The 24883-nt window shown below is 71.1% G+C and carries 23 protein-coding genes and 3 pseudogenes; 19 read left to right on the forward strand and 7 right to left on the reverse strand.

Annotation, left to right across the window (positions count from 1 at the left end; all coding sequences use genetic code 11):
- Positions 1–49: 49 nt before the first annotated feature.
- Entirely contained in the window at positions 50–904 is an 855-nt protein-coding gene (locus ABT245_RS05515) for a DUF4429 domain-containing protein (RefSeq protein WP_351728892.1), read from the forward strand.
- Positions 905–913: 9 nt separating this feature from the next.
- On the opposite strand, the gene ABT245_RS05520 is transcribed toward ABT245_RS05515, so the two are convergent.
- Positions 914–1402 carry a MerR family transcriptional regulator gene (locus ABT245_RS05520; protein WP_351728895.1) on the reverse strand — a complete coding sequence of 163 codons (489 nt, stop codon included), beginning with the start codon at positions 1400–1402 and terminating at the stop codon, positions 914–916.
- Between the two features lie 439 nt (positions 1403–1841).
- Here ABT245_RS05520 and ABT245_RS05525 point away from each other — a divergent pair, with 439 nt between their 5' ends.
- Positions 1842–2312 carry a GNAT family N-acetyltransferase gene (locus ABT245_RS05525; RefSeq protein ID WP_351728898.1) on the forward strand — a complete coding sequence of 157 codons (471 nt, stop codon included), beginning with the start codon at positions 1842–1844 and terminating at the stop codon, positions 2310–2312.
- 18 nt (positions 2313–2330) lie between these two features.
- Positions 2331–3152, forward strand: a complete 822-nt coding sequence (locus tag ABT245_RS05530) for a serine hydrolase domain-containing protein (RefSeq protein WP_351728901.1) — start codon at positions 2331–2333, stop codon at positions 3150–3152.
- 24 nt (positions 3153–3176) lie between these two features.
- Here ABT245_RS05530 and ABT245_RS05535 read toward each other — a convergent pair whose 3' ends face one another.
- Entirely contained in the window at positions 3177–3833 is a 657-nt protein-coding gene (locus tag ABT245_RS05535) for a pirin family protein (protein WP_351729013.1), read from the reverse strand.
- A 191-nt stretch (positions 3834–4024) separates the two neighbouring features.
- Between ABT245_RS05535 and fasR the strand changes: the two genes are divergently transcribed.
- The 5 genes from fasR (at position 4025) to fabF (ending at position 8984) form a co-directional block, all read left to right on the forward strand.
- Positions 4025–5230: a fatty acid biosynthesis transcriptional regulator FasR gene (gene fasR / locus ABT245_RS05540; RefSeq protein WP_351728904.1), complete on the forward strand. Its 1206-nt coding sequence runs from the start codon at positions 4025–4027 to the stop codon at positions 5228–5230.
- 89 nt (positions 5231–5319) lie between these two features.
- A complete protein-coding gene (locus ABT245_RS05545) occupies positions 5320–6237 on the forward strand; it encodes an ACP S-malonyltransferase (protein ID WP_351728907.1) in 918 nt (305 codons plus the stop codon).
- Positions 6238–6252: 15 nt separating this feature from the next.
- The gene (locus ABT245_RS05550; protein WP_351728910.1) at positions 6253–7284 is read left to right on the forward strand and encodes a ketoacyl-ACP synthase III; all 1032 of its coding nucleotides are present in this window, start codon (positions 6253–6255) and stop codon (positions 7282–7284) included.
- A 103-nt stretch (positions 7285–7387) separates the two neighbouring features.
- Positions 7388–7636 carry an acyl carrier protein gene (locus tag ABT245_RS05555; RefSeq protein WP_030040115.1) on the forward strand — a complete coding sequence of 83 codons (249 nt, stop codon included), beginning with the start codon at positions 7388–7390 and terminating at the stop codon, positions 7634–7636.
- Positions 7637–7721: 85 nt separating this feature from the next.
- A complete protein-coding gene (fabF, locus tag ABT245_RS05560) occupies positions 7722–8984 on the forward strand; it encodes a beta-ketoacyl-ACP synthase II (protein WP_351728913.1) in 1263 nt (420 codons plus the stop codon).
- 195 nt (positions 8985–9179) lie between these two features.
- Here fabF and ABT245_RS05565 read toward each other — a convergent pair whose 3' ends face one another.
- On the reverse strand, positions 9180–9674 hold the full coding sequence (locus tag ABT245_RS05565; RefSeq protein WP_351728916.1) for a DUF3145 domain-containing protein: 495 nt from the start codon (positions 9672–9674) through the stop codon (positions 9180–9182).
- Between the two features lie 285 nt (positions 9675–9959).
- Here ABT245_RS05565 and ABT245_RS05570 point away from each other — a divergent pair, with 285 nt between their 5' ends.
- From ABT245_RS05570 to ABT245_RS05580, 3 genes and pseudogenes are all read left to right on the forward strand, one after another.
- On the forward strand, positions 9960–10838 hold the full coding sequence (locus ABT245_RS05570) for an SGNH/GDSL hydrolase family protein (RefSeq protein ID WP_351728918.1): 879 nt from the start codon (positions 9960–9962) through the stop codon (positions 10836–10838).
- Positions 10839–10853: 15 nt separating this feature from the next.
- Positions 10854–11828: an aldose epimerase family protein gene (locus tag ABT245_RS05575; protein ID WP_351728920.1), complete on the forward strand. Its 975-nt coding sequence runs from the start codon at positions 10854–10856 to the stop codon at positions 11826–11828.
- Positions 11829–12045: 217 nt separating this feature from the next.
- A pseudogene (locus ABT245_RS05580) lies at positions 12046–12570 on the forward strand (PA0049 C-terminal domain-containing protein); the annotation flags it as partial.
- On the opposite strand, the gene ABT245_RS05585 reads toward ABT245_RS05580, so the two are convergent.
- On the reverse strand, positions 12560–13393 hold the full coding sequence (locus ABT245_RS05585; RefSeq protein ID WP_351728922.1) for an EI24 domain-containing protein: 834 nt from the start codon (positions 13391–13393) through the stop codon (positions 12560–12562). The pseudogene ABT245_RS05580 and the gene ABT245_RS05585 sit on opposite strands and share 11 nt — an antisense overlap.
- Positions 13394–13882: 489 nt before the next feature.
- Positions 13883–14344, reverse strand: coding sequence for a MarR family winged helix-turn-helix transcriptional regulator (locus tag ABT245_RS05590; protein WP_351728925.1), 462 nt, complete (start codon positions 14342–14344; stop codon positions 13883–13885).
- An 88-nt stretch (positions 14345–14432) separates the two neighbouring features.
- Between ABT245_RS05590 and ABT245_RS05595 the strand changes: the two genes are divergently transcribed.
- Positions 14433–15431, forward strand: a complete 999-nt coding sequence (locus ABT245_RS05595) for an NADP-dependent oxidoreductase (protein WP_351728928.1) — start codon at positions 14433–14435, stop codon at positions 15429–15431.
- A gap of 336 nt (positions 15432–15767) precedes the next feature.
- On the opposite strand, the pseudogene ABT245_RS05600 reads toward ABT245_RS05595, so the two are convergent.
- Both ABT245_RS05600 and ABT245_RS05605 read right to left on the reverse strand, forming a co-directional pair.
- Positions 15768–15908, reverse strand: a pseudogene (locus tag ABT245_RS05600) (EstA family serine hydrolase); the annotation flags it as partial.
- 11 nt (positions 15909–15919) lie between these two features.
- Positions 15920–16675 (reverse strand): SCO2400 family protein, encoded by a 756-nt coding sequence (locus tag ABT245_RS05605; protein ID WP_351728930.1) that lies wholly within the window; start codon positions 16673–16675, stop codon positions 15920–15922.
- Positions 16676–16876: 201 nt separating this feature from the next.
- On the opposite strand from ABT245_RS05605, the gene ABT245_RS05610 reads away from it, so the two are divergent.
- The 7 genes and pseudogenes from ABT245_RS05610 to ABT245_RS05640 form a co-directional block, all read left to right on the forward strand.
- On the forward strand, positions 16877–18034 hold the full coding sequence (locus ABT245_RS05610; protein ID WP_351728933.1) for a mandelate racemase/muconate lactonizing enzyme family protein: 1158 nt from the start codon (positions 16877–16879) through the stop codon (positions 18032–18034).
- Positions 18031–19053 (forward strand): zinc-dependent alcohol dehydrogenase, encoded by a 1023-nt coding sequence (locus tag ABT245_RS05615; RefSeq protein ID WP_351728935.1) that lies wholly within the window; start codon positions 18031–18033, stop codon positions 19051–19053. The genes ABT245_RS05610 and ABT245_RS05615 overlap by 4 nt, the downstream gene beginning before the upstream one ends.
- 125 nt (positions 19054–19178) lie before the next feature.
- Positions 19179–20156, forward strand: coding sequence for a hypothetical protein (locus ABT245_RS05620; RefSeq protein WP_351728937.1), 978 nt, complete (start codon positions 19179–19181; stop codon positions 20154–20156).
- Positions 20157–20331: 175 nt separating this feature from the next.
- Positions 20332–21438 carry a multiple monosaccharide ABC transporter substrate-binding protein gene (chvE, locus tag ABT245_RS05625; RefSeq protein ID WP_351728939.1) on the forward strand — a complete coding sequence of 369 codons (1107 nt, stop codon included), beginning with the start codon at positions 20332–20334 and terminating at the stop codon, positions 21436–21438.
- Positions 21439–21478: 40 nt separating this feature from the next.
- Positions 21479–23038 (forward strand): multiple monosaccharide ABC transporter ATP-binding protein, encoded by a 1560-nt coding sequence (gene mmsA / locus ABT245_RS05630; RefSeq protein ID WP_351728942.1) that lies wholly within the window; start codon positions 21479–21481, stop codon positions 23036–23038.
- Positions 23035–24282, forward strand: a complete 1248-nt coding sequence (mmsB, locus tag ABT245_RS05635; RefSeq protein ID WP_351728944.1) for a multiple monosaccharide ABC transporter permease — start codon at positions 23035–23037, stop codon at positions 24280–24282. Before mmsA ends, mmsB begins: the two co-directional genes overlap by 4 nt.
- A 122-nt stretch (positions 24283–24404) precedes the next feature.
- Positions 24405–24883: pseudogene (locus ABT245_RS05640) on the forward strand (hypothetical protein); the annotation flags it as partial.

Below are 24883 nucleotides of genomic sequence, written 5' to 3' on the forward strand. Positions count from 1 at the left end.
GTCTGCTCGGGGAGGGACGGAGGAGCTTGTGCCGCATACGATGAGCCGCATGGGTGACGTGCTGGCCGGATTTCATGCCGCCTGGGAGTTCGAGTCCGACTCCGTGCTCATCCGTTACGAACGGGGGATTCGGACGCCCAAGTTGTTCCAGGCGCTTGCGGAACGACGTGTTCCGCTGGCCGCGCTGGAGGGGGTGACGCTCTCCCCCGGGCGGCGCGGCACGGTCGTGCTGCGCGCGGAACCCCGGCCCGGCGCCGATCCGTTGATGGAGGCGGCGGCCGGGCAGCTCAAGGAGCACAGCGACCCCTACCGGCTGGTGCTGCCCGCCGAGCGGGCCACTCTCGCCGAGTACTACGCCGACGAACTGCGCGCGCAACTCACCGAGTCCGGCCCGGCCGAGCGCCATCTGGTGGCCGCGCCCGAGGCGCCCCGGCACTTCAAGGCGTACGACGGGAAGGCGTCCTTCGACGGGACCTCGGTGCACTTCCGCTGGTCCTGGACGGGCGCCTCCACCGCGAAATGGAAGGCCGGCGACCAGCGCTTCCAGGTCGCCGACCTCGGCGGCGTCGAATGGCGTTCCCCCGAGGTGTTCGAGGGCCATCTGCGGCTCCTGCACCGCTCCCCCGCCGACGGCCGGACCGTCCAGCCCGACCAGGACCCGGCGACGGTCGTCTTCGGCCTCGGCTACGGGCCCGTCCACGAGTCGCTGCCCTTCGCCGCGGCCGTGCTCGCCGCGGTGCGGGCGCGCGGGTCCGCGGCGGCGGTGCCGACGACACCGCCGCGCCGGCGCGACCCCGCCGACATCGCCGAGCGGATCCGGCACCTCGGGGAGCTGCACGGGGCGGGGCTGGTCACGGACGAGGAGTTCGCCGTGAAGAAGGCCGAACTGCTGGCGGAGCTGTAGCCGCCGCGGTCAGCGGCCGGCCCGTTCCCGCTCGAATTCGCGCCCGGCGTCCGCGTAGAAGCTGATCTTTCGGTCCAGTACGGCGAGGGTGTCCTGGAGTTCCGCGATCCGGGCCAGCACGTCCCTGCGGGTGGACTCCAGCAGTTCGTACCGCTCCAGGAAGGTGTGATCGCCCTCGCGCACCAGCTCCGCGTACCGGACCATGTCCGCCACCGGCATGCCGGTCAGCCGCAGCTTGGTGACCAGGTCGAGCCAGTCCAGGTCGCGGTTGGTGTAGCGGCGCTGGCCGGTGTGCGAGCGGTCGATGTGGGACATCAGGCCGATGCGTTCGTACCAGCGCAGGGTGTGGGCGCTCAGGCCGGTGAAGGCGACGACCTCGCTGATCGTGTAGTGGTCCTGGCCGTCCGGGCGTGGGTGCCGCCGGGGTGGGGCGGAGCAGATGTCGGCGGGGGTCTGGGCTTGCTCGGTGGCCGCGGGCGTGGTCTGCATCACCGTCATGGGGTCCACGCTATGACCTTTGAGTGCGCTCCAGGCAAGCGGCTGCGTCGGGCTTGGGCGGGTGTGACGTCTCTCTCGTGATCTTCTTTCTGGTGCGGGAGGGTTGTGGGCCGTTGTGATCCCCTGGCGGGGTGCGTCTGCCGTTGTTCGGGTGCGGTTGCGGTTGCGGTTGCGGTTGCGGTTGCGGTTGCGTTGTGAGTTTTTGCGCAGTTCCCCGCGCCCCTGGTGGGGTGCATCTGCCGTCCTTCGAGTGCGGGCGCGTCGTGGGGTTTCGCGCAGTTCCCCGCGCCCCTGTCGAGCACATCCGCCGTCGGTCCAGTGCCGCAACGTTGTGGGGTTTCGTGCTGTTCCCTGCGGCCGTGGCTTTGGGGGGCCGGCGTTGGTCGGGTGGGGTGGTGGTGCGTGGCGGGGGCTTTGGCGGAGTGTCTAGCGTTCGGGTATGAGTTTTGTACGCCGTGCAACACCCGACGACGCGCAGGAAGTTCTGCGGCTGCGCCAGGTCATGATCGACTCGATGTTCGGGTCCGACCCGTCCACGGACTGGCACGGGGAGTCCCTGCCGACCCTGCGCAGCCGGCTCGCCGAGCCCGACGGCGACTTCGCCGCGTTCGTCGTGGACCACCCCGAGCGGCCCGGGGCGCTGGCCGCGCTGGTGGCCGGCACGATCGAATACCGCATCGGCCGGACCCGCAACCCGCAGGGCACGGTCGGCTTCGTGTTCAGCGTCGCCACCGACCCCGGCGCACGCCGCCGCGGATACGCGCGCGCGTGCATGGGCGAACTGCTGGAGTGGTTCCGCTCCCGCGGCGCCGCCCAGGTCCAGCTCACCGCCTCCGCCGAGGCCCGCCCCCTGTACGACTCCCTCGGCTTCCGGCCCAAGCCGGACCCTTTGCTGGAGCTGAAACTCTGAGGACCTAAGCTCGGCCGTATGGCGTTGGAGAGTCTTGCGTTGGTCGCGAAGTGGCCCGTGGCGACCGCCGCGGCGGGTGTCGTACGGGCCGACGGTACGGTGCTGGGCACCCATGGACCGGCCCGGCTGCGCTTCCCGCTGGCCTCGGTCACCAAGCCGCTCGCGGCGTACGCGGTGCTCGTCGCGTACGAGGAGGGGGCGATCGAACTCGACGAACCGGCGGGGCCGCCCGGCTCGACGGTCCGTCATCTGCTCGCCCACACCTCCGGGCTGGCCTTCGACGAGCACCGGGTGACCGCACCGCCCGGTGAGCGGCGGCTGTACTCCAACGCCGGCTTCGAGCAGCTAGGCGACCACATCGCCAAGGCGACCGACATCCCGTTCGCCGAGTATCTGCGGCAGGCGGTGCTGGAGCCGCTGGGCATGACGGACACGTCACTGGAGGGCTCGCCCGCGAAGGACGGGGTGTCGTCGGTGACGGACCTGCTGCGGTTCGCGGCCGAGGTGCAGGCGCCCCGGCTGCTGGATCCGCGGACGGTCGCCGAGGCGATGACCGTGCAGTACCCGGGCACCAAGGGCGTGCTGCCGGGGTACGGGCACCAGAACCCGAACGACTGGGGGCTGGGTTTCGAGATCCGCGGCGCCAAGTCGCCGCACTGGACGGGCGGTTCGTCCTCCCCGCGTACCTTCGGGCACTTCGGGCAGTCCGGTACGTTCCTGTGGATCGACCCGGAGGCGCGGGCGGCGGGCGTCGCGCTGACCGACCGTGCCTTCGGTCCCTGGGCGATCGAGGCGTGGCCGGTGTTCACGGACGCGGTGCTCTCGGAACTGCGCGGCTGAGGCCCGCCGGGCGCTTCCCGCGCCCTACGCCGCCGCCATCTCCCACAGCAGCAGCTCCGCCGCCGTCTCCGCCACCGCCTCCAGGTCCCGTGCGTCCGTGACGCGGGCCGAGTCGCCCGGTTCCAGCCGCTCCGCCGCGAACCGCAGCGCTCCGCGCACCATATGCAGGTAGAGGTACGCGGCGTCCGGCAGCGCCGTGCGTTCCCCGGGCCCCAACCGCCGTACGTGGAGCATCGCGCCGGCCTCGGGGACGGCGTACGGGGTGGAGTCGGCGATGCCCCGGACGATCTCGTAGCCGGGGGTACCGCCGGGGGTCCGCGGGGCCAGCCACATCTGGACGAAGGTCAGCGGCACCGGGCCGTCGTTGCGCTCCGCGTGGCGGACACCGGCGGCGGAGCTGAGGCGCTGGACGTCGCCCGGACCCAGCACCGTCTCGTGGCCCGTCGAGTCACGGTGGGTCAGCTCGCCCTCGACGACCCAGGTGACGATCTCGGTATGGCTGTGCGGGTGCTCGTCGAAGCCGGCACCAGGCGCCAGCCGCTCCTCGTTGCACGCGATGAGCGCACCGAAGCGGAGGTTGTCGGGGTCGTAATGCGGACCGAACGCGAAGGCATGCCGCGATTCGGTCCCACCCCCCGCATCCCCGCCCGCATACCGCTCCCCAGCCCGCCTGACATCCATCACACCCCCACGTTAGCCCGCCCCGAAGGGACGCAGGACTTTGTCCACATGCGGCTCCGCCGCGCGGGCGCGATCAGCCACCACGCACCCGCACCCGGCAGCGGACCGAACCGCCCACGGCGAACAGCCCCACTGCCAAGGCGAGCCCCCGGCGACACGTTCGGCCGTCCGGATGAGGCAGTCTTGTCACCGTGCCCGAACCCGAATCCCACAAGCCCGAACCCGCAGCGCACGGAGTGCACCCGCACTCCGCGACCCTGCGGCGGCTGGAGAAGTCGTCCGGCAGCCTCGCCGCCCAGGCCATCGCCCGCATGGACGAGTCCCTGCCGTGGTACCGGGCCATGCCCCCGGAGAATCGATCCTGGATCGGGCTCGTGGCCCAGGCCGGTATCGCCGCCTTCACCGAGTGGTTCCGGCACCCGGACGCCCCGCAGGCCATCTCGACGGATGTCTTCGGCACCGCGCCGCGCGAGCTGACCCGGGCCATCACACTGCGTCAGACCGTGGAGATGGTGCGGACCACCATCGAGGTCATGGAGTCGGCGATCGACGAGGTGGCCGCGCCCGGCGACGAGGGCGTGCTGCGCGAGGCGCTGCTCGTGTACGCCCGGGAGATCGCGTTCGCCACCGCCCAGGTGTACGCCCAGGCCGCCGAGGCACGCGGTGCCTGGGACGCGCGGCTGGAATCCCTGGTGGTCAACGCCGTGCTCAGCGGTGAGGCCGACGAGGGCGCCGTCAGCCGGGCCGCCGCGCTCGGCTGGAACTCCCCCGACCATGTGTGCGTCGTGCTCGGGACCGCGCCGGACGGCGACAGCGAGCTGACCGTGGAAGCCATTCGGCGGGCCGCGCGGCACGCCAAGCTCCAGGTGCTGACCGGGGTGCTCGGCGACCGGCTGGTCGTGGTCGCCGGCGGCAGCGACAACCCGCTGGCCGTCGCCAAGTCGCTGATCGGCCCGTTCGCCGCGGGACCCGTCGTGGCCGGGCCCGTGGTGCCCGACCTGCTGGCCGCGACCCGGTCCGCGCAGGCCGCCGCGGCGGGGCTGAAGGCCTGTTCCGCCTGGCAGGACGCACCCCGCCCGGTCCTGGCGGACGACCTGCTTCCGGAACGTGCCATCGCGGGCGATCCGAGCGCCCGCGAGCAGTTGGTGGAGGAGATCTACAGACCGCTCGAAGAGGCCGGTTCGGCCCTGCTGGAAACCTTGAGCGTCTATCTGGAGCAGGCGAGCAGCCTGGAGGGGGCCGCCCGCATGCTCTTCGTTCACCCGAACACCGTGCGCTACCGGCTCCGACGTGTGACAGACGTCACCGGATGGTCACCGTCCGATGTACGATCCGCGTTCACGCTGCGGATCGCGCTGATCCTGGGGCGTCTGGCCGATGGAGATCCCCAGTCCTAGCCTTTTGTCGGAGACCCACAAAACCCCCTCGTGTTCTTCGTCCTTGTCCTCACGGGCGGCCCCGGCCGTCCCCAAGAGAGAGTGTGAGAGTGCTCGTACTCGTCGCTCCCGGCCAGGGCGCCCAGACGCCCGGCTTTCTGACCCCCTGGCTCGATCTCCCCGGTGCCGCGGACCGTGTCGCCGCGTGGTCCGACGCCATCGGACTGGATCTGCTCCACTACGGCACCCAGGCCGACGCGGACGCCATCCGTGACACCGCGGTGGCCCAGCCGCTGCTGGTCGCCGCCGGGATCCTGTCCGCCGCGGCACTGGGTGACATCGCGCCCGGCGCCGTGGCCGGACACAGCGTCGGCGAGATCACGGCGGCCGCGTTCGCCGGCGTACTGGACGACGCCGCCGCGTTGAGCCTCGTACGCAGGCGCGGGCTGGCGATGGCGGACGCCGCCGCGATCACCGAGACGGGCATGTCGGCGCTGCTCGGCGGCGACCCCGAGGTGTCCGTCGCGCACCTGGAGGGGCTGGGGCTGACCCCGGCGAACATCAACGGCGCGGGCCAGATCGTCGCCGCGGGCACGCTGGAGCAGCTGGCCGCGCTGGCCGAGGACAAGCCCGAGGGCGTCCGCAAGGTCGTCCCGCTGAAGGTGGCCGGCGCCTTCCACACCCGGCATATGGCGCCCGCGGTCGAGACGCTGGCGAAGGCCGCCGCGGACCTCACGCCCGCCGACCCGAAGGTCGTCTACGTCTCCAACAAGGACGGCCGGACCGTCGCCTCCGGCGCCGAGGTGCTGGACCGGCTGGTCGGCCAGGTCGCCAACCCGGTCCGCTGGGACCTGTGCATGGAGACGTTCAAGGAGCTGGGCGTCACCGCGCTGCTGGAGGTGTGCCCCGGCGGCACACTGACCGGCCTGGCCAAGCGCGCCCTGCCCGGCGTCCGGACGCTGGCCCTGAAGACCCCCGACGACCTCGACGCGGCCCGGGAGCTGGTCTCCGAGCACGCGCCCGCCTAAGGAGCCGTACCGACCATGTCGAAGATCAAGCCCAGCAAGGGCGCCCCGTACGCGCGCATCCTCGGTGTCGGCGGCTACCGCCCGACCCGGGTCGTGCCCAACGAGGTGATCCTGGAGCGGATCGACTCCTCCGACGAGTGGATCCGTTCGCGCTCCGGCATCGAGACCCGGCACTGGGCGGGCCCCGACGAGACGGTCGCCGCGATGTCGATCGAGGCCGCCGGCAAGGCGATCGCGGACGCGGGTATCTCCGCCGAGCAGATCGGCGCCGTGGTCGTGTCGACCGTCTCGCACTTCAGCCAGACCCCGGCCGTCGCCACCGAGATCGCCGACAAGCTCGGCACGGACAAGGCCGCCGCCTTCGACATCTCGGCGGGCTGCGCCGGCTTCGGCTACGGCCTCACCCTCGCCAAGGGCATGGTCGTCGAGGGTTCGGCGGAGTACGTGCTGGTCATCGGCGTCGAACGGCTCTCCGACCTGACCGATCTGGAGGACCGGGCGACGGCCTTCCTGTTCGGTGACGGCGCGGGCGCCGTCGTGGTCGGCCCCTCGCGGGAGCCCGCGATCGGCCCGACCGTGTGGGGCTCCGAGGGCGACAAGGCCGACACGATCAAGCAGACCGTGCCCTGGGACCGCTTCCGGATCGGCGACGTCTGCGAACTCCCCCTAGACAGCGCGGGCAACGTCAAGTTCCCCGCGATCACCCAGGAAGGCCAGGCGGTGTTCCGCTGGGCCGTGTTCGAGATGGCGAAGGTCGCCAAGGAGGCACTGGACGCCTCCGGCCTCACCCCGGACGACCTGGACGTCTTCATCCCGCACCAGGCCAATGTGCGGATCATCGACTCGATGGTGAAGACCCTCAGACTGCCGGAGCACGTCACGGTCGCCCGTGACATCCGCACCACCGGCAACACGTCGGCCGCCTCGATCCCGCTCGCGATGGAGCGGCTTCTGGCGACCGGCGAGGCGAAGAGCGGCGACACCGCGCTCGTCATCGGATTCGGGGCGGGTCTCGTCTACGCCGCCACGGTCGTTACCCTCCCCTAGGCACTCCGTGCCGGATCATGCATCCGGTACGGCTCAGCAACACCTGCCGCTGACGCGGCGGGCGCCACCAACCCGTCTGGATATCGAAGAAGGAGCGCCTGACATGGCCGCCACTCAGGAAGAGATCGTCGCCGGTCTCGCCGACATCGTGAACGAGATCGCCGGCATCCCGGTTGAGGACGTCCAGCTGGACAAGTCCTTCACCGACGACCTGGACGTCGACTCGCTGTCCATGGTCGAGGTCGTCGTCGCCGCCGAAGAGCGCTTCGACGTCAAGATCCCGGACGAGGACGTCAAGAACCTCAAGACCGTCGGCGACGCGACGGAGTACATCCTCAAGCACCAGGGCTGAGCCACCGCCCAGTCCCCAGGCTGCAATGCCCCGCCACCCGGCGGTGGCGCCGCTGAATCCCGTATCCGTTGGAGAAAGAATTCCCGTGAGCCCGACCAATCGCACCGTGGTCGTCACCGGTATCGGCGCAACCACACCGCTGGGTGGCGACGCAGCCTCTACCTGGAAGGCCCTGGTCGCCGGCACGTCCGGCGTCCGTCCCCTCGAGCAGGACTGGGCCGCCGATCTGCCGGTCCGCATCGCCGCACAGATCGCCGTCGAACCGGGCGAGATCATCCCGCGCCCGCAGGCCCGCAAGCTGGACCGGTCCGCGCAGTTCGCGCTGATCGCCGCTCAGGAGGCCTGGAAGGACGCCGGTTTCACCGCCAAGGCCGGTGAGGACGGGTCCGTGAACCCCGACCGGCTGGGTGCGGTCATCGCCTCCGGCATCGGCGGGGTGACGACGCTCCTCGACCAGTACGACGTGCTCCGGGAGAAGGGCGTACGCCGTGTCTCCCCGCACACCGTGCCGATGCTGATGCCCAACTCCCCCGCCGCCAACGTCGGGATCGAGCTGGGTGCGCGCGCCGGGGTGCACACCCCGGTCTCGGCCTGCGCCTCGGGCGCGGAGGCCATCGGCTACGCCATCGAGATGATCCGCACCGGCCGCGCCGACATCGTCGTCGCGGGTGGCACGGAGGCGGCCATCCATCCGCTGCCCATCGCCGCGTTCGGCAACATGATGGCGATGTCCAAGAACAACGACGACCCGCAGGGCGCCTCGCGGCCCTTCGACAGCGGCCGGGACGGCTTTGTCCTCGGCGAGGGCGCCGGTGTGATCGTCCTGGAGTCCGAGGAGCACGCGAAGGCCCGCGGCGCCCGGATCTACGCCGAGGCGGTCGGCCAGGGCATCTCCGCCGACGGCCACCACATCACACAGCCCGAGCCGTCCGGCAACGGCATCGCGCACGCGCTGCTGAACCTGCTCGACAACACCGATCTGAAGCCGGCCGAGATCGTGCACGTCAACGCGCACGCCACCTCGACCCCGCCGGGCGACATCGCCGAGATCAAGGCGCTGCGGAAGGCGTTCGGCGACGACCTCGACCACATGGCGATCTCCGCGACCAAGTCGATGACCGGGCATCTGCTCGGCGGTGCCGGCGGGATCGAGACCGTCGCCTCGGTGCTCGCGCTGGTGCATCGGATCGCCCCGCCGACCATCAACCTCAACGATCCCGACCCCGAGCTGGACGCGGACGTGGTCCGCGGGGAGGCGCGGCGGCTGCCCGAGGGCCGTATCGCCGCGCTGAACGACTCGTTCGGGTTCGGTGGGCACAACGTGGTACTGGCGTTTCGATCGATCTGACGTCCCCCTGCGGGGGGGGCTTGACCGGCCGGCTGAGCCCGACGAACGTCTCATGGCCCGGTCTCCTTTGGTGGAGGCCGGGCCATGAGACGTTGGAAGTTCGGTTGTTCGCCGGGTGCGGGTGAGTGGTCGGCTCGTCGCGCCCGCGCGGCGGAGCCGCATATGTGCACAGCCCAGCGCCCCCTTTGGGGCGTTTTACACCACCTGGTGGAGCCAGCGGACCGGGGCGCCTTCTCCTGCGTATCTGAAGGGTTCCAGTTCGTCGTCCCAGGGCTTGCCGAGCAGCTTGGCGATCTCCGCCTCCAGGTCCGTCTCACCGCGCTGGGACCGCGTCAGCGCGGCGCGCAGCCGGTCCTCGGGGATCAGGATGTCGCCGTGGATGCCGGTGACGGCGTGGAAGATGCCGAGGTCGGGGGTGCAGCTGTAGCGCTCGCCCTCGGCCGTGGGGCAGGGCTCGGCGGTGACCTCGAAGCGCAGCAGATGCCAGCCGCGCAGCGCGGACGCCAGCTTGGACGCGGTGCCGGGCTCACCCTGCCAGGAGAACTCCGAGCGCCAGGTGCCGGGGGCGGCGGGCTGCCGGATCCAGTCGAGGCTGACGCGGGTGCCGAGCACCCCGGCGACGGCCCACTCGACGTGTGGGCACAGCGCGCGCGGCGCGGAGTGCACGTACAGAACTCCACGTGTCGTCACCGGTACCTCCGGGCTGAGCGGGACAGGGTGCGGTCTGGCTGGGCGGCTGTGTCACGACGGCCGCGTTGATGGCGAGGCTACCGTGCGGCGACGGGCGGAGTGTGACGTACCGTCCGTCCCGGCGCCAGGAAACGCCGCCATTCACCCAGGGGGACGCTTGTACGGGTGTGAGACGTTGCATGCCGCCCGCCGGGAACCCTCGCGCGTTGTTATGGGTTGGGGACCACGAGGGCACGACGGGCCATGACGGCGCGTCGGCGGCACGACAAGGGGATGGACCAGGGCATGCGAAACCGACGCCGGCGTTCACGAGCCGTCCTCACCGTCGTGCTGGCGGCGGTCCTGGGCGTCGCGGGGTGCGAGGCCGCGGGCGACAACTCCCCCGCACCGGGCGGCACCAAGGCACGGGCGGCCGCGGTGTGGAACCGCAGCCCGGCCTCGATCGCCGCCGTCGGCGACTCCATCACCCGGGGCTTCGACGCGTGCACGGTGCTCTCGGACTGCCCGGAGGTGTCCTGGGCGACCGGCACCGGCACCCAGGTGGACAGCCTGGCGGTGCGGCTGCTAGGGCGGACCCGGGCGGCCGAGAACAGCTGGAACTACGCGGTGACCGGCGCCCGGATGCGTGACCTCGCCGACCAGATGGCGCAGGCGGTGACGCGCGCGCCCGAGTTGGTGACGGTGATGATCGGGGCCAACGACGCCTGCCGGGCCACGACATCGGCGATGACGTCGGTGACCCGTTTCCGCGAGGGGCTCGAGGAGGCGATGGCGACGCTGCGCGCGGCGCTGCCGAAGACACAGGTGTATGTGGCGAGCGTGCCCAACCTCAAACGGCTGTGGTCGCAGGGCCGCACCAACCCGCTCGGCAAGCAGGTGTGGAAGCTGGGCATCTGCCCGTCGATGCTGAGCGACGCGGACGCGCTGGACCTGGTGGCCATGAAGCGCCGGGACAAGGTGCAGGACCGGGTGGAGGCGTACAACAAGGTTCTGTCGCAGGTGTGCGCCAAGGACCGGCGGTGCCGTTTCGACGGGGGCGCCGTGTTCGACTACGAGTTCACCACCGAGCAGCTCAGCCACTGGGACTGGTTCCACCCGAGCAAGGACGGCCAGCAGCGGCTCGCGGCGATCGCCTACCGGACCGTCACGGCACGGACCCCGTGACCTAGGGTTTCCCACATGAGCGAACTTTTCGGCACACTTCCCGACGGCACCCGGGTCCACCGCTGGACGCTGGAGCGCGCCGGGGTGCGGGTGCGGGTCCTGACATACGGCGGGATCGTGCAGTCCGTCGAGGTCCCGGACCGGGACGGGCGGACGGCGAACATCGTGCTGGGGTTCGCCGCCCTCGACGGCTATGTCGCCCATCCGGAGCCGTACGTCGGCGCCGTGATCGGCCGCTACGCCAACCGGATCGCGGGCGCCCGCTTCCCGCTGGACGGCCTGGTCTACGCGCTGGAGCCGAACAACGGCCGCAACTCCCTGCACGGCGGGGAGCGCGGCTTCGACAAGCGCGTATGGGACGCGGAGCCGGTCGAGCACGGCGTACGTCTGACACGTGTCAGCCCGCACGGCGAGGAGGGCTTCCCGGGCCGCCTGGACGTGACGGTGACCTACGCGCTGGACGCGTCCGGGGCGCTGCGGATCGGGTACGAGGCGGTGACGGACGCGCCGACCCTGGTCAACCTCACCCACCACAGCTACTTCAACCTGGCCGGCGGCGGCAACGCGGGCGGGCACGAACTGCGGCTCGCCGCCTCCCGGTTCACCCCGGTCGACACGGACCTGATCCCGACCGGGGAACTGGCGGATGTGACGGGCACCCGGTTCGACTTCCGCACGGCACGCAAGGTGGGCGCCGGCTACGACCACAACCTGGTCCTCGACAAGGGCGTCACGGGCTCCCCGGTCGAGGTGGGCGAGCTGTACGACGCGGCGTCCGGGCGGGTGCTGACGGTGGCGACGACCGAGCCGGGCATCCAGCTGTACACCGCCGACCACCTGGGCGATCCCTTCGCGCCGGGCGACGGTCTTGCGCTGGAGACCCAGCACTTCCCGGACTCCCCGAACCACCCGGACTTCCCGAGCACCGAGCTGCGCCCCGGAACGGTGTACCGCTCGGAGACGGTGTACGGCTTCGGCGTTCGGAGTTAGCGCCAGGGGCGGCCGGCGCGCCCCGGTGGGGGCAATCGGCCGCCCGGCTCGTGCGCGTCGGGGTTGGCGCGCAGTTCACCGTGCGCCTTGTGGGGGCTGCTCGTTCGTGAGGGTGCCGGGTGGCCGGTCGGGGCCATGGCGTGGGGCGCATCCGTCACGCGATACTTCCGCCGTCCCGCAGTACGCGCCCCACAGCGACGGAAGGACTCGAACCCGCCGGGTCGGGCGCTTCGACGTGGAACGCACCAACGGCGCCTGGCGGGGCGGGTTCCCCGACAACGACAACGCGTCGGTGACCGGCACCGTCCCGGTCGCCGACCCGGCGAGCCGGCCGCAGTGGACGGCGACCACGCTGCCGTACGCCGCCGTGGTCGCCGCGGACACCGGCCGCTTCCCGGTGTACGACAACACGACGGTCACCGAGATACCGGCGGGCGGCACCGCTCCCGTCGTACGGCCGGACGGCCCGACGCCCGGCTCGACGGCCCGGGCCGGGGGCGGCGGCGACTATCTGTCCAACGAGATCGCCTACCGGGCGACGCTGCTGCGCGACCGGCTGGGCCTGCACGACACCCTGCCGGGCGGGCATCTGCACACGCCGGTGCTGGAGTTCGACGCCGGGAACACCGACCCGGCGAGCGGTGCGGTCACCGACCCGGAGTTCGTGCGCAACCGGCTGGACATCATCGGTCAGGTACGGGCGATCCTGACGGTGGCGGCGGACGCGGCGCTCAAGAGGTGACCTGGGTCCGTCCGGGCGCGGCCGTGTCGTGCGACGCGGCGTCGTCCGGGTCGTCGGCGTCCGCTGCGCCCTCCGTGATCTCCTCGTCCCGCAGGTCCCGGGCGAGGAGCGTGGCGCCCGCGACCGCGCCGGGCATCAGGAACACGGCGACGAACGGCACCAGGAAGGCCAGGCCGAGGGGGGTGCCGAAGCCCCAGACCAGCAGCTTGCGGGAGCGGAGCAGGGCGAGGCGCTCGCGGAGTTCGACGCCGCGGCGCTGGAGGGCGACCGCGGCGAGTTCCTCGGTGAGGAAGAAGCCGGTGACGAAGAAGCCGATCACCGGGACGACCGTCTGGCCGACGACGGGGAGGAAGCCGAGGGCGAAGAGGAGGACGCCCCAGAGCGCGGCCCGGACCAGGATGCGCAGGCTGTCGCGGGCCGAGATCCACAGGTCGCGCCACAGGGGCAGGCCGGACTCGGGGGCGGTGCCGTCGGGCGACACGTCCCGGTCCACCGCCTCGGAGAGGCTTTCGTAGAAGGGCTGGCCGACCAGGAGGGTGACCGCGGTGAAGGTCAGTACGGCGAGCAGCAGGCCGAGGGCGAAAAGCACGGCGGTGAGGAAGCCGCGGAACAGGCCCTGCCACGGGCTCGACCAGTCGTCGGCGAAGGGGGTGGACCAGGAGATGAAGTCCCCGCCCCAGACCGCGAGCGCGACCAGGGCCGCCGCGTACAGGACGAGGGTGATCAGGCCGGGCAACAGCCCGAACCCGAACTGCCTGCCGTGCCGCGCCACCCACCGCTGGCCCTTGAGGAGATAACCGAAACCCACCCCGAGATCACGCATACCGAGACCCTACCGGGCAGCGGGCAGCGGGCAGCGGGCAGCGGGCAGCGGGCAGCGGGCAGCGGGCAGCGGGCAGCGGGCAGCGGGCAGCGGGCAGCGGGCAGCGGGCAAGCATGACATACACGGCCCGCGCCGACATGGGCGCGCAGTACGCGGGTAGCCGGCAGACACTCGGCGCGCGGCGGAAGTGGGCACGCGAGCAGCCACGGCCGCAGGCACCGGCCGCAGGCACCGGCCGCGGACAAGCGGGCGCGCACGGCAGACGCGCGGCACGCGGCGGATCCAGGGGCGCGGGTGGGCAAGGCGCGGACGGGCCTCACGTTCCCCCTCAGCGCTTCCCGCATCCCGCCCGCCCCTGGCCCCGGACTCCCGGGCTCGGCTCCCCGGCCTTCCGTCTCCCGGATCCCCGGCCTTCCGTCTCCCGGCTCGCCCGGCTGCCGTAGCCGGCCCCTGGCCCCGGGGGCGAATCCCGCGCCCGCCCCGTTGGGGTCAGGCGGCGGCCGGGGTGTCGGGGTCCGGGTGGGTGATTCGGTGGAGGAGGTCGCGGAGTGACTGGCGTTCGGTGGGGCTGAGGGCCGCCAGGGGTTCACGGGCGAAACGGAGGCCGTCGCGGAGGTCGCGGGCGACCCGGCGTCCCTCGTCCGTGGCCGCCGCGAGCTTCACCCGGCGGTCGGCCGGGTCGGGGCGGCGCTCGGCCAGACCGCGGGCCTCCAGGCGGTCCACGATCCCGGTGACGTTCGACGGCTCGCACTTCAGCCGCTGCGCCAGCTTCCGCATCGGCAGCGGCTCCAGCGACAGCAGACTCAGCAGCCGCGCCTGCGCCCCGGTCAGGGCGTGCTCGCCCGCCGCCTCCTCGTAGTCGGCGTAGAAGCGGGCCACGACGTCCCCGATGAGTTCGACGACCTCCAGGGTGAGGGCGTCGGGGCGGTGGGCCTTCGATGGGGTGGACATGGCCTCCAGGGTAACCGTTTGCTTGACACCATGAAATATTCAGGACCATTGTTGTTTCAGTTCCTGAAGTAAATGGAGAGGCGTTGTCATGATCAACCGCGAATGGCACCTGCTCAGCCGCCCGGTCGGCCGGCCGAAGCCCGAGGACTTCGCCCTGGTCGAGACGGAGGCCCCGACGCCGGGCGAGGGCCAGGTGCTGGTGCGCAACGCGTACCTGTCCGTCGACCCTTATATGCGCGGCCGGATGAGCGCTGCCAAGTCGTACGCGGAGCCGTACCGGCTGGGCGTGGCCATGCTGGGCGGCGCGGTGGGCGAGGTCATCGCCTCCAACGCCGACGGGATCGCCGTCGGCGACCATGTGCTGCACCACCTCGGCTGGCGCGAGTACGCCGCCGTGGACGCGGCGCGGGCGGTCAAGGTCGACCCGGAGGCCGCCCCCCTGTCGGCCTACCTCGGCGTCCTCGGCATGACCGGACTCACCGCCTACACCGGGCTGCTGCGCACCGCCTCCTTCAAGGAGGGCGACGCCGTGTTCGTCTCCGGCGCGGCGGGCGCCGTCGGCAGCCAGGTCGGGCAGCTCGCCCGGCTCAAGGGCGCCTCACGGGTCATCGGCTCGGCCGGCACCGACGAGAAGGTACGGCTGCTGGTCGAGGAGTACGGCTTTGACGCCGCCTTCAACTACCGCAACGGTCCGGTGGCCGAGCAACTGCGCACCGCCGCCCCCGACGGCATCGACGTCTACTTCGACAACGTCGGCGGCGAGCACCTGGAGGCCGCCATCGGCGCGCTCAACCTGCGGGGCCGGATCGCGATCTGCGGAATGATCTCCGTCTACAACAACACCGAACCGGCCCCCGGTCCGCGGAACCTGGCCCGTCTCATCCAGACCCGCGGCCGTATCGAGGGCTTCCTGGTCGGCGACCACTACGACCTCCAGCCGCAGTTCGTGCGGGAGGTCGGGCCGTGGGTCGCCGCGGGGCGGCTGAAGTACCGCGAGACCGTCGTCCAGGGCATCGAGAACAACCTGGAGGCCTTCCTCGGCGTCCTGCGCGGCGACAACACCGGGAAGATGATCGTCAAACTCTGAGCCCATTGCGCCGGGTGCAGCCGACGCAGAAGCGCGGGCCCCCTGTCCCCGGGCCATCTGTGAGGACGCGTCAGGGGCAGCCGACCAGTGGCGCGGGGAACTGCGCGCCCAGCCCCCACGCACCCGCACAGGCCCTCGCACCGCACTCCGACGGCGCACGGGCCCCACTGCCCACGAGCGGCAGGCGGTAGGCGGTAGGCGGCGGGTGCGGTGGCCCCGCGGTGGCACGACGCGCGGCGATGTCGCCGTGACGCTCGCCGGACGCCGCTCGTTGCGCATCCCGGAGGCCGCACCCTTGGACGTGGGGTGCGGCCTCCGGCCGTCCGGGTACGCCGGTCAGCGCGCCGGCGCCGACGTGTGCACGGCACTGGCCGGCCGGTCGTTCTCCGGCACCGCCCCGCCCGGGAAGGCGCACCGGCAGCGGATGTAGCCGTACGCGAGACCGCTGCACGGGTCCGCGAACGCCTGGCGGCCGCCCAGGCAAGCCCTCAGGTGCACCACCACAGGAAGCGGTTGCAGGCGGGGGTGGGGGTCGGAGCTGGGGTGGAGGGGGTGGGGGTGTCTGGTGGCGTGATCTGAGGGGTGTGTGCCGGGGGCGTTGTGGGGGCGGGGGACGTTCCCTCCGTGTTGCTGCCCGGTGCCGGGTCGGAGGCGTCCGGGGTCGTGCCGTCGGGGGATTTGGACGCCTTGTCCTTCGGGGAGTTGGGCGCCGACGGGGACGCGGAGGTGTCCGGGGAGCCCGAGGTGTGCGCCACCGCCGTGGCCGCGGTGCCGCGCCCGGGCCGGGCCGATCCCTCCGGGTCCGTCGGCGAGCCGCCGCCGGCCGCCGACTCGCCCCCGGCCGCCGCGGGCCGCGGCACGGAGAACGGGGCGTCCGCACCGAGTTCGGCGAGGCTCAGACCGCCGGCCGCCAGCACGAAGCCGGCGGTGATCAGCAGGATCCGGCGGCGCCGCCTGCGGTGCGCGGCGGCCTTGCGATCGCGACGGCTCGCGTCGCCCGCGGCCGGTGCCTCGTCCGCCGCTCCCCCGGCCCGGCCGCGACCACGGCCGCGCCGCTGCCCCCGGCGCCGCGCCGCCCGCCCGCGCGGCTCACCGTCCGCGCCGCCCTCGCGACCCGCGCCGTCCACGCCGTCCGCGCCGTCATGGCCGTCGTGGCGCTCGTGCAGTTCGTCGACGGGTGTGCCGCACCCCGGGCAGGCGAGGGCGCCGTTGAGGTGCCGTCGGCACGGGTGGCAGTAGTCCATGACGCGGGAAGACTAAGTTCCGCGCTGGTCACGTTCCTAGGGGCGGCTGTGAAAGTTCTGTGGGAGATCGAAAGAACTGTCGAGGGGCTTGCCGAAACTGTTACCTGTTCGACCCATTGACACCCCCGCCGCCCCGTCCTTACTGTCACGCCAACATTTCGAACGTGCGACGAAATCTCGAACAGCTGAGAGGCATCTGCCGTGCGCATCACCGGAATCAGCACGCACGTGGTCGGGACGCCGTGGCGCAATCTGACCTACGTCCAGGTGCACACCGACGAGGGGATCACGGGAGTCGGCGAGACCCGGATGCTCGGTCGCACCGACGCACTGATCGGCTATCTGCGCGAGGCGGAGGCCAACCACATTGTCGGCTCCGACCCGTTCGCCGTCGAGGACCTTGTGCGCCGTATGAAGTACAGCGACTACGGCCGGGCCGGCGAGATCGTCATGTCCGGGATCGCGGTGGTCGAGACGGCCTGCTGGGACATCAAGGGCAAGGCGCTGGGCGTCCCGGTGTGGCAGTTGCTCGGCGGCAAGGTGACCGACCGGGTCAAGGCGTACGCCAACGGCTGGTACACCACCGAGCGCACACCGAAGGCCTACCACAGGGCGGCGCGGGAGGTCGTGGCGCGCGGCTACCGGGCCCTGAAGATCGACCCGTTCGGCACCGGCCACTTCGAACTCGACCACGCGCAGACCCTCTACTCCGTCTCCCTCATCGAGGCGGTACGCGACGCCATCGGCCCGGAGACGGAGCTGATGCTGGAGATGCACGGCCGCTTCTCCCCCGCCACCGCGGTCCGCCTCGCCAGGGAGCTGGCGCCGTTCGAGCCGGCCTGGCTGGAGGAGCCGGTCCCGCCGGAGAACCTGAAGGCGCTGCGGAAGGTGGCCGAGAAGGTGGACCTGCCGGTCGCCACCGGCGAACGGATCCACGACCGGATCGAGTTCCGCGAGCTGTTCGAGAGTCAGGCCGCCGACATCATCCAGCCGGACGTCGGCCACCTGGGCGGCATCTGGGAGACCCGCAAGCTCGCGGCGACCGCCGAGACCCACTACGTACTCGTCGCCCCGCACAATGTGGGCGGCCCGGTGCTGACCGCGGCGAGTCTCCAACTCGGCTTCTCCACCCCGAACTTCAAGATCCTGGAGCACTTCAACGACTTCGCCGACGCGGAGATCAAGAAGGTGGTCGAGGGCGCGCCCGAGGTTGTCGACGGCTACTTCCAGCTGTCCCACGCGCCCGGCCTCGGTGTGGAGCTGGACGTCGACGCGGCGGCCGAGTTCCCGCAGCAGCAGGCCCGGTTCGACCTGTGGGCCGACGGCTGGGAGCAGCGCAGGCCGAAGGGCACGAAGTGAGTGCGCGGGTTGTCGTAGAGGCGCCGGGCGAGCACCGGGTCGAGGAGCACACGCCTCGTGCGCCGGGGCCCGGGGAGGCGCTGGTCGCCGTGCACGCGGTGGGCATCTGCGGCAGCGACCGGGAGGTGTACCAGGGCAACCGGCCCGAGGGGTACGTCCGTTACCCGCTGACGCCGGGTCACGAGTGGTCCGGGACGGTGCGGGCGGTGGGCGCCGGGGTGCCCGTGGCGCTGGTCGGCCGCAAGGTCGTGGGCGAGGGTTTTCGCAACTGTCAGGTGTGCGACCGCTGCCACGCGGGAGACACCACCCTGTGCACCGCGGGCTACGAGGAGACCGGCTTCACCCAGCCGGGCGCCATGGCGGCCACTTTCACCCTGCCGGCCCGGCTGTTGCACGTCCTGCCGGACGCGGCCGATCTGACCGCGGCGGCGCTCCTGGAGCCTGCCGCCTGTGTGGCCGCCGCCGTGGTCAAGGGCGGCGCCCGGCCGGGCGAGCGGGTGGCGGTGGTCGGCACGGGCACGCTCGGGATGTTCGCCGTGCAGTTCCTGCGGGCCCTCTCGCCGGCCGAACTGCTGGTGGTCGGCACGGGGCGGGACCGGGAGCCGCTGGCCCGGCGGTTCGGCGCCACCGGCTTCCGTACGAGGGACGAGCGGCTTCCCGACGACCTCGACGACTTCGACGACTTCGATGTCGTCGTGGAGGCCGCCGGGTCCGCGTCCGCGGCGCGCACCGCCGCGGCGCTGCTCAGGCGCGGTGGACGGCTGGTGCTGACCGGCATCCCGGCGCCGGGCGCCGACGGCCTCGACCCGACCGACCTGGTGGTGCGGCAGCTTGAGGTGCGCACCGTCTTCGGGGCGCCGCCGGACGCCTGGGCGCACACGGTGCGGATGTTCGGGGCCGGGCTGCTCGATCCGCTGCCGCTGATCACGCACGAGCTGCCGCTGACCGGATTCCCCGAGGCCATCGAGCTGGTGGGGTCCGGCGATCCGAAGGTGGGCAAGGTGCTGCTCCGTCCCTAGCCATACGCCGGTCCCGGCGTGACCGGACGGCGCCAGGGACCGGCGTACCCCCGGCCGGCCGCCCGGCCCTTTTCACACCCAGAGCCGCGAACCTTGCCCGAGATATCGAACGCTAAGGACAGCTTGTGACCGACGCATCCGCCACGGCAGCCCGCAGGCCCGGTGAGCACGCGCTCACCGCGCTCGGCCTGGGCGCGCCCGCCCTCGACCCCGCCGACGCCTCCGCCCACAGCTTCCCGGGCGGCGGCCGCTGGCGCACCGAGATCCCCTCCTGCGAGGGTCCCGAGGCGCTGGCGGTCGTGCTCAAGGAGTCCTCCCGGCTCGACGTGCCGATCCACCGCATCAGCCAGGGCAGCGGCGTATGGATGCTGACCGACGCCGAGATCACCGAGATGGTCGGGGCCACCGCCGAACGCGCCATCGAACTCTGTCTGTTCACCGGTCCGCGCGGCACCTGGGACATCGGCGGCTCGGTTCGCTCCGGCTCGGGCGGCGCGGGGCTGCGCGCCCGCGGCCACGACGCGGTCGCCGGCTGTGTCGAGGACGCCGTCCGGGCCACCGAACTGGGCGTCACCTGCCTGCTGGTCGCCGACGAGGGCGTGCTGTGGACGCTGCACCGGGCGCGCACCGCCGGGATCATCCCCGCCGACACCACGCTCAAGGTGTCCGCGCTCGTCGGGCCGGTGAACCCGGCGTCGTACGCGGTCTTCGAGCGGCTGGGCGCCGACTCGGTCAATGTGCCCAGCGATCTGACGCTCGATCACCTCACCGAGATCCGCCGGGTGTCCGCCGCGCCCATGGACATGTACATCGAGGCACCCGACGACCTCGGCGGCTATGTGCGGATGTACGAGGTCGCCGAGCTGATCCGGCGCGGCGCACCGCTCTATCTGAAGTTCGGCCTGTCCAAGGCCCCCGGCATCTATCCGTGGGGCGCCCAGCTGCGGGACGTGACCCTGGACACCGCGCGGGAGCGGGTGCGGCGCGGCCGGCTCGCCCTCGACCTGCTCGCCCGGCACGGCGCGGACGGCGACATGGCGCCGCTCGGCTCCCGGCTGCCGGGGTCTCTCCGCCGGTTCCCCTCCGAAGGTGCCACCGGATGACCGTTGGGGGGTGCGGGCCGGTCGTGGCTGGTCGCTCCCCCAAGTTCTCGGCTTCGCTCGAACAGGGGCCCCCGTCGCGGCGGAGCCGCACATCGACACAGCCCGCGCCCCTTACGGGGCGCTTCACCGACCTCGCTCACATACTCAACGACGAGAAGAACAGGGACCGATCACCATGCGCACTCGTAGAAGCTCCCTCACCCTCATCGCCGGCGCCGCGTCCCTCGCCCTCACGCTGTCCGCCTGCGGGCAGAACAGCGAGGGCGGCAGCGAGGAGGACAAGGGCAGCGCCAAGGGCGGCACCATCGGCATCGCCATGCCCACCAAGTCCTCCGAACGCTGGATCGCCGACGGCGACAACGTCGTCAAGAACCTGAAGGCCAAGGGCTACCAGACCAAGCTGGTCTACGGGGAGGACGACCCCGACCAGCAGGTCTCGCAGATCGAGAACCTGATCACGCAGGGCGTCAAGGGCCTGATCATCGCGGCCATCGACAACAAGTCGCTGAACAACGTGCTCCAGCAGGCCGCGGACGCCAAGATCCCGGTCATCTCCTACGACCGGCTGATCCTCGGCACACAGAACGTCGACTACTACGCGTCCTTCGACAACACCAAGGTCGGCGAACTCCAGGCCGGCTACATCGTGGACCGGCTCGGCCTGAAGAACGGCAAGGGCCCGTTCAACATCGAGCTGTTCGCCGGGTCCAACGACGACAACAACACCAAGTACTTCTTCAACGGCGCGATGAGCGTGCTCCAGCCGTACATCGACGGCAAGAAGCTCGTCGTCAAGTCCGGTCAGACCAAGCTCACCCAGGTGACCACGCTGCGCTGGGACGGCACCACCGCGCAACGGCGCATGGAGGACATCCTCACCTCCTCCTACAAGAACGGCCGGGTCGACGCGGTGCTCTCGCCCTACGACGGCATCTCCATCGGCATCATCTCCGCGCTGAAGTCCGACGGTTACGGCTCCTCCGGCAAGCCGCTGCCGGTCATCACCGGCCAGGACGCCGAGCTGGCATCGGTGAAGTCGATCATCGGAGGCGAGCAGACGCAGACCGTCTACAAGGACACCCGAGAGCTGGCCAAGGTCGCCGCGACCATGGTCGACGACGTGCTGAACGGCAAGAAGCCCGAGGTCAACGACACCAAGACATACGACAACGGCAGCAAGGTCGTGCCCGCCTATCTGCTCCAGCCGGTGAGCGTCGACAAGACCAACTACACGAAGGAACTGGTCGACACCGGCTACTACACGGCGGGCGAACTCAAGTAGTCCCCACGTCGGTTCACCCACGGACTGAAAGGGCACGACCATGGCGGGACCCGTCCTGGAGATGCGCTCGATCGTCAAGACCTTTCCCGGCGTCACAGCGCTGTCGGACGTCACACTGACCGTCCGTCAGGGCGAGGTCCACGCCATCTGCGGTGAGAACGGCGCCGGGAAATCCACCCTGATGAAGGTGCTCTCCGGAGTCCATCCGCACGGCAGTTACGAGGGCGAGATCCTCTTCGAAGGCGAGGAGTGCGCCTTCAGGGACATCCGGGCCAGCGAGCAGCGCGGCATCGTGATCATCCATCAGGAGCTGGCGCTGGTGCCGTTCCTGTCACTCGCCGAGAACATCTTCCTCGGCAACGAACACGCCTCGCGCGGGTTCATCAACTGGCGGGACACCCTGCGGCACGCCACCGAGGTGCTGCGCCGGGTCGGTCTGACCGACCACCCCGAGACCCGGATCTCCGACATCGGCGTCGGCAAGCAGCAGCTCGTGGAGATCGCCAAGGCGCTCTCGAAGAAGGTGAAGCTGCTCATCCTGGACGAGCCGACGGCGGCGCTGAACGACGAGGACAGCGGCAAACTCCTCGATCTCATCCTGGAGTTGAAGAACCAGGGCATCACCTCGATCATCATCTCGCACAAGCTCAACGAGATCCGCCGGGTCGCCGACTCGGTGACGATCCTGCGCGACGGCCGGTCCATCGAGACCCTGGATGTGAAGGCGCCGCAGACCACCGAGGACCGGATCATCTCCGGGATGGTCGGCCGCGACCTCGACCACCGCTTCCCTGAACGCACCCCGTACGCGGGCGCGCCGCAGGCGGCACCGGCGCTGGAGATCCGCGACTGGACCGTGCGCCACCCGATCGACCAGCAGCGCAAGGTGGTCGACGGCGTGTCGATCCAGGTGCGGCGCGGGGAGATCGTCGGCATCGCCGGGCTGATGGGCGCGGGCCGCACCGAACTGGCGATGAGCGTCTTCGGGCGCACCTACGGCCGGCACGCGGGCGGCACGGTGCTCAAGGACGGCGAGGAGATCCGCACCAGGACGGTCGCCGAGGCGGTCCGGCACGGCATCGCCTATGTCACCGAGGACCGCAAGCACTACGGCCTCAACCTCATCGACACCATCAACCGGAACATCTCGCTGACCGCGCTGAACAAGGTCGCGAAGCGGGGCGTCGTCGACGAGCACGAGGAACGGCAGGTCGCCGAGGGCTTCCGCACCTCCATGAACATCAAGGCGCCGACCGTCTTCGAACCGGTCGGCAAGCTGTCCGGCGGCAACCAGCAGAAGGTCGTCCTCAGCAAGTGGATCTTCGCGGGTCCGGACGTGCTGATCCTGGACGAGCCCACGCGCGGCATCGACGTGGGCGCCAAGTACGAGATCTACACGGTCATCGACCGGCTCGCCGCCGAGGGCAAGGCGGTCGTCTTCATCTCCTCCGAGCTGCCCGAACTGCTCGGCATGTGCGACCGCATCTACACCATGGCCGCCGGGCGGCTCACCGGTGAGGTACCGCGGGCCGAGGCCACACAAGAAGTGCTGATGCGCCGGATGACGAAGGACCCACAGGACAAAGAGGTGACCCGATGAGCACGGATGTGACCGACAAGCTCCCGGCCTCGGCGCCGCCCGGCAGGGGCGGGGGCCCGGCCGCCGGGGGCGGCCTGCTCCGGCTGATGCTGAACGGCCTGCGCCGCAACATGCGCCAGTACGGCATGCTGATCGCGCTCGGCCTGATCGTGGTCCTGTTCCAGGTGTGGACCGGCGGCGACCTGCTGCTGCCGCGCAATGTCTCCAACCTGGTACTGCAGAACAGCTACATCCTGATCCTCGCCATCGGCATGATGCTGGTGATCATCGCGGGCCATATCGATCTGTCGGTCGGCTCGCTGACCGCGTTCGTGGGCGCGTTCGCGGCCGTACTCACGGTGCAGCACGGTCTGGCCTGGCCCGTCGCTCTGCTGCTGTGCCTGCTGGTCGGCGCGGTGGCCGGTTCGGTGCAGGGCTTTCTGATCGCGTATCTCGGCATACCGTCGTTCATCGTGACGTTGGCGGGCATGCTGCTCTTCCGCGGTCTGACGGAGATCCTGCTGAAGGGCCAGACCCTCGGCCCGTTCCCGAACGGCCTGCAAAAGCTCGGCAACGGCTTCCTGCCGGAGACCGGCCCGAACACCAACTACCACAACCTCACCCTGCTGCTGGGCCTCGCGCTGCTGGCCTTCGTCGTCTTCCAGGAGGTCCGGGACCGCACACGGCAGCAGGAGTTCTCGCTCGAGGTGCTGCCGCGCAACGCGTTCCTGCTGAAGCTGGTCGCGATCGCCGCGGCGATCCTCGCGGTCACCCTGCTGCTCGCCAGCTACAAGGGCGCCCCGATCATCCTGATCATCCTCGGGGTGCTGGTGGTCGGCTACGGCTATGTGATGCGCAACGCCGTCTTCGGCCGCCACATCTACGCGATCGGCGGCAACCTGCCGGCGGCGAAGCTGTCCGGGGTCAAGGACAAGAAGGTCACCTTCTACGTCTTCCTGAACATGGGGGTGCTCGCGGCCCTCGCGGGTCTGGTGGTCGCCGCCCGTCTGAACGCGTCCTCGCCGAAGGCGGGCCTGAACTTCGAACTGGAGGCCATCGCCTCGTCGTTCATCGGCGGCGCGTCCATGAGCGGCGGTGTCGGCACCGTACTCGGCGCGATCATCGGCGGTCTGGTCCTCGGCGTCCTGAACAACGGCATGAACCTCCTGAGCGTCGGCACCGACTGGCAGCAGGTCATCAAGGGCCTCGCCCTGCTCGCGGCGGTCGGCTTCGACGTATGGAACAAGCGCAAGTCCGGCTCGTAGGACCAAGGCCACGTAGGTGTGCCGTGGACGCAACCTGTCAACGGGCACCCACCACGATGAGCCGGGAGCCGCGCCCGTCTTCGACTCGCCACGTCGGCTGGATGACGGCAAGGTACGGGGGCGTGACGTCTGCCCGGCTGCCCCTGAGCGGCCGGGCAGACGTCACGCTATTGGTGCGGGAGGTTTACTACCATCCGCCGGCGCTGGAGTCGCCGAAGCCGGCCCCGGCGTCCCAGCCAGAGCTGTCACCCCAACCGGAGCTGTCCCCGGTGCTGGCACTGGCGTCCCAACCGGAGGTGTCTCCCCAACCGGCGCTGGAGTCCCCGGTGCTGGCGCTGGTGCCCCAGCCGGAGGTGTCGCCCCAACCGGTGCTGGAGTCCCCGGCGTTGGTGCTGGTGTCCCCGGTGCTGGCACTGGCGTCCCAGCCAGAGCCCCAATCCCAGCCAGTGCTGGAATCCCCGACGCTGGCGTTGGAATCCGCGGTGCCGGCACTGGCGTCCCAGCCAGAGGTGTCGCCCCAACCGGTGCTGGAGTCCCCGGCGTTGGTGCTGGTGTCCCCGGTGCTGGCACTGGCGTCCCAGCCAGAGCCCCAATCCCAGCC

It is taken from the genome of Streptomyces sp. NPDC001508 (assembly GCF_040298665.1).
GTDB lineage: Bacteria > Actinomycetota > Actinomycetes > Streptomycetales > Streptomycetaceae > Streptomyces.

What these genes read in the sequence shown, in the direction of transcription:
- ABT245_RS05555 (WP_030040115.1), top strand. Translation starts at nt 7,388, where the DNA reads ATGGCCGCCACTCAGGAAGAGATCGTCGCCGGTCTCGCCGACATCGTG.
- ABT245_RS05595 (WP_351728928.1), top strand. Translation starts at nt 14,433, where the DNA reads ATGATCAACCGCGAATGGCACCTGCTCAGCCGCCCGGTCGGCCGGCCG.
- ABT245_RS05550 (WP_351728910.1), top strand. Translation starts at nt 6,253, where the DNA reads ATGTCGAAGATCAAGCCCAGCAAGGGCGCCCCGTACGCGCGCATCCTC.
- chvE (WP_351728939.1), top strand. Translation starts at nt 20,332, where the DNA reads ATGCGCACTCGTAGAAGCTCCCTCACCCTCATCGCCGGCGCCGCGTCC.
- ABT245_RS05585 (WP_351728922.1), bottom strand. Translation starts at nt 13,393, where the DNA reads ATGCGTGATCTCGGGGTGGGTTTCGGTTATCTCCTCAAGGGCCAGCGG.
- ABT245_RS05520 (WP_351728895.1), bottom strand. Translation starts at nt 1,402, where the DNA reads ATGACGGTGATGCAGACCACGCCCGCGGCCACCGAGCAAGCCCAGACC.
- ABT245_RS05605 (WP_351728930.1), bottom strand. Translation starts at nt 16,675, where the DNA reads ATGGACTACTGCCACCCGTGCCGACGGCACCTCAACGGCGCCCTCGCC.
- ABT245_RS05530 (WP_351728901.1), top strand. Translation starts at nt 2,331, where the DNA reads ATGGCGTTGGAGAGTCTTGCGTTGGTCGCGAAGTGGCCCGTGGCGACC.
- mmsA (WP_351728942.1), top strand. Translation starts at nt 21,479, where the DNA reads ATGGCGGGACCCGTCCTGGAGATGCGCTCGATCGTCAAGACCTTTCCC.
- ABT245_RS05590 (WP_351728925.1), bottom strand. Translation starts at nt 14,344, where the DNA reads ATGTCCACCCCATCGAAGGCCCACCGCCCCGACGCCCTCACCCTGGAG.
- ABT245_RS05535 (WP_351729013.1), bottom strand. Translation starts at nt 3,833, where the DNA reads ATGGATGTCAGGCGGGCTGGGGAGCGGTATGCGGGCGGGGATGCGGGG.
- mmsB (WP_351728944.1), top strand. Translation starts at nt 23,035, where the DNA reads ATGAGCACGGATGTGACCGACAAGCTCCCGGCCTCGGCGCCGCCCGGC.
- ABT245_RS05515 (WP_351728892.1), top strand. Translation starts at nt 50, where the DNA reads ATGGGTGACGTGCTGGCCGGATTTCATGCCGCCTGGGAGTTCGAGTCC.
- ABT245_RS05575 (WP_351728920.1), top strand. Translation starts at nt 10,854, where the DNA reads ATGAGCGAACTTTTCGGCACACTTCCCGACGGCACCCGGGTCCACCGC.
- ABT245_RS05525 (WP_351728898.1), top strand. Translation starts at nt 1,842, where the DNA reads ATGAGTTTTGTACGCCGTGCAACACCCGACGACGCGCAGGAAGTTCTG.
- ABT245_RS05570 (WP_351728918.1), top strand. Translation starts at nt 9,960, where the DNA reads ATGCGAAACCGACGCCGGCGTTCACGAGCCGTCCTCACCGTCGTGCTG.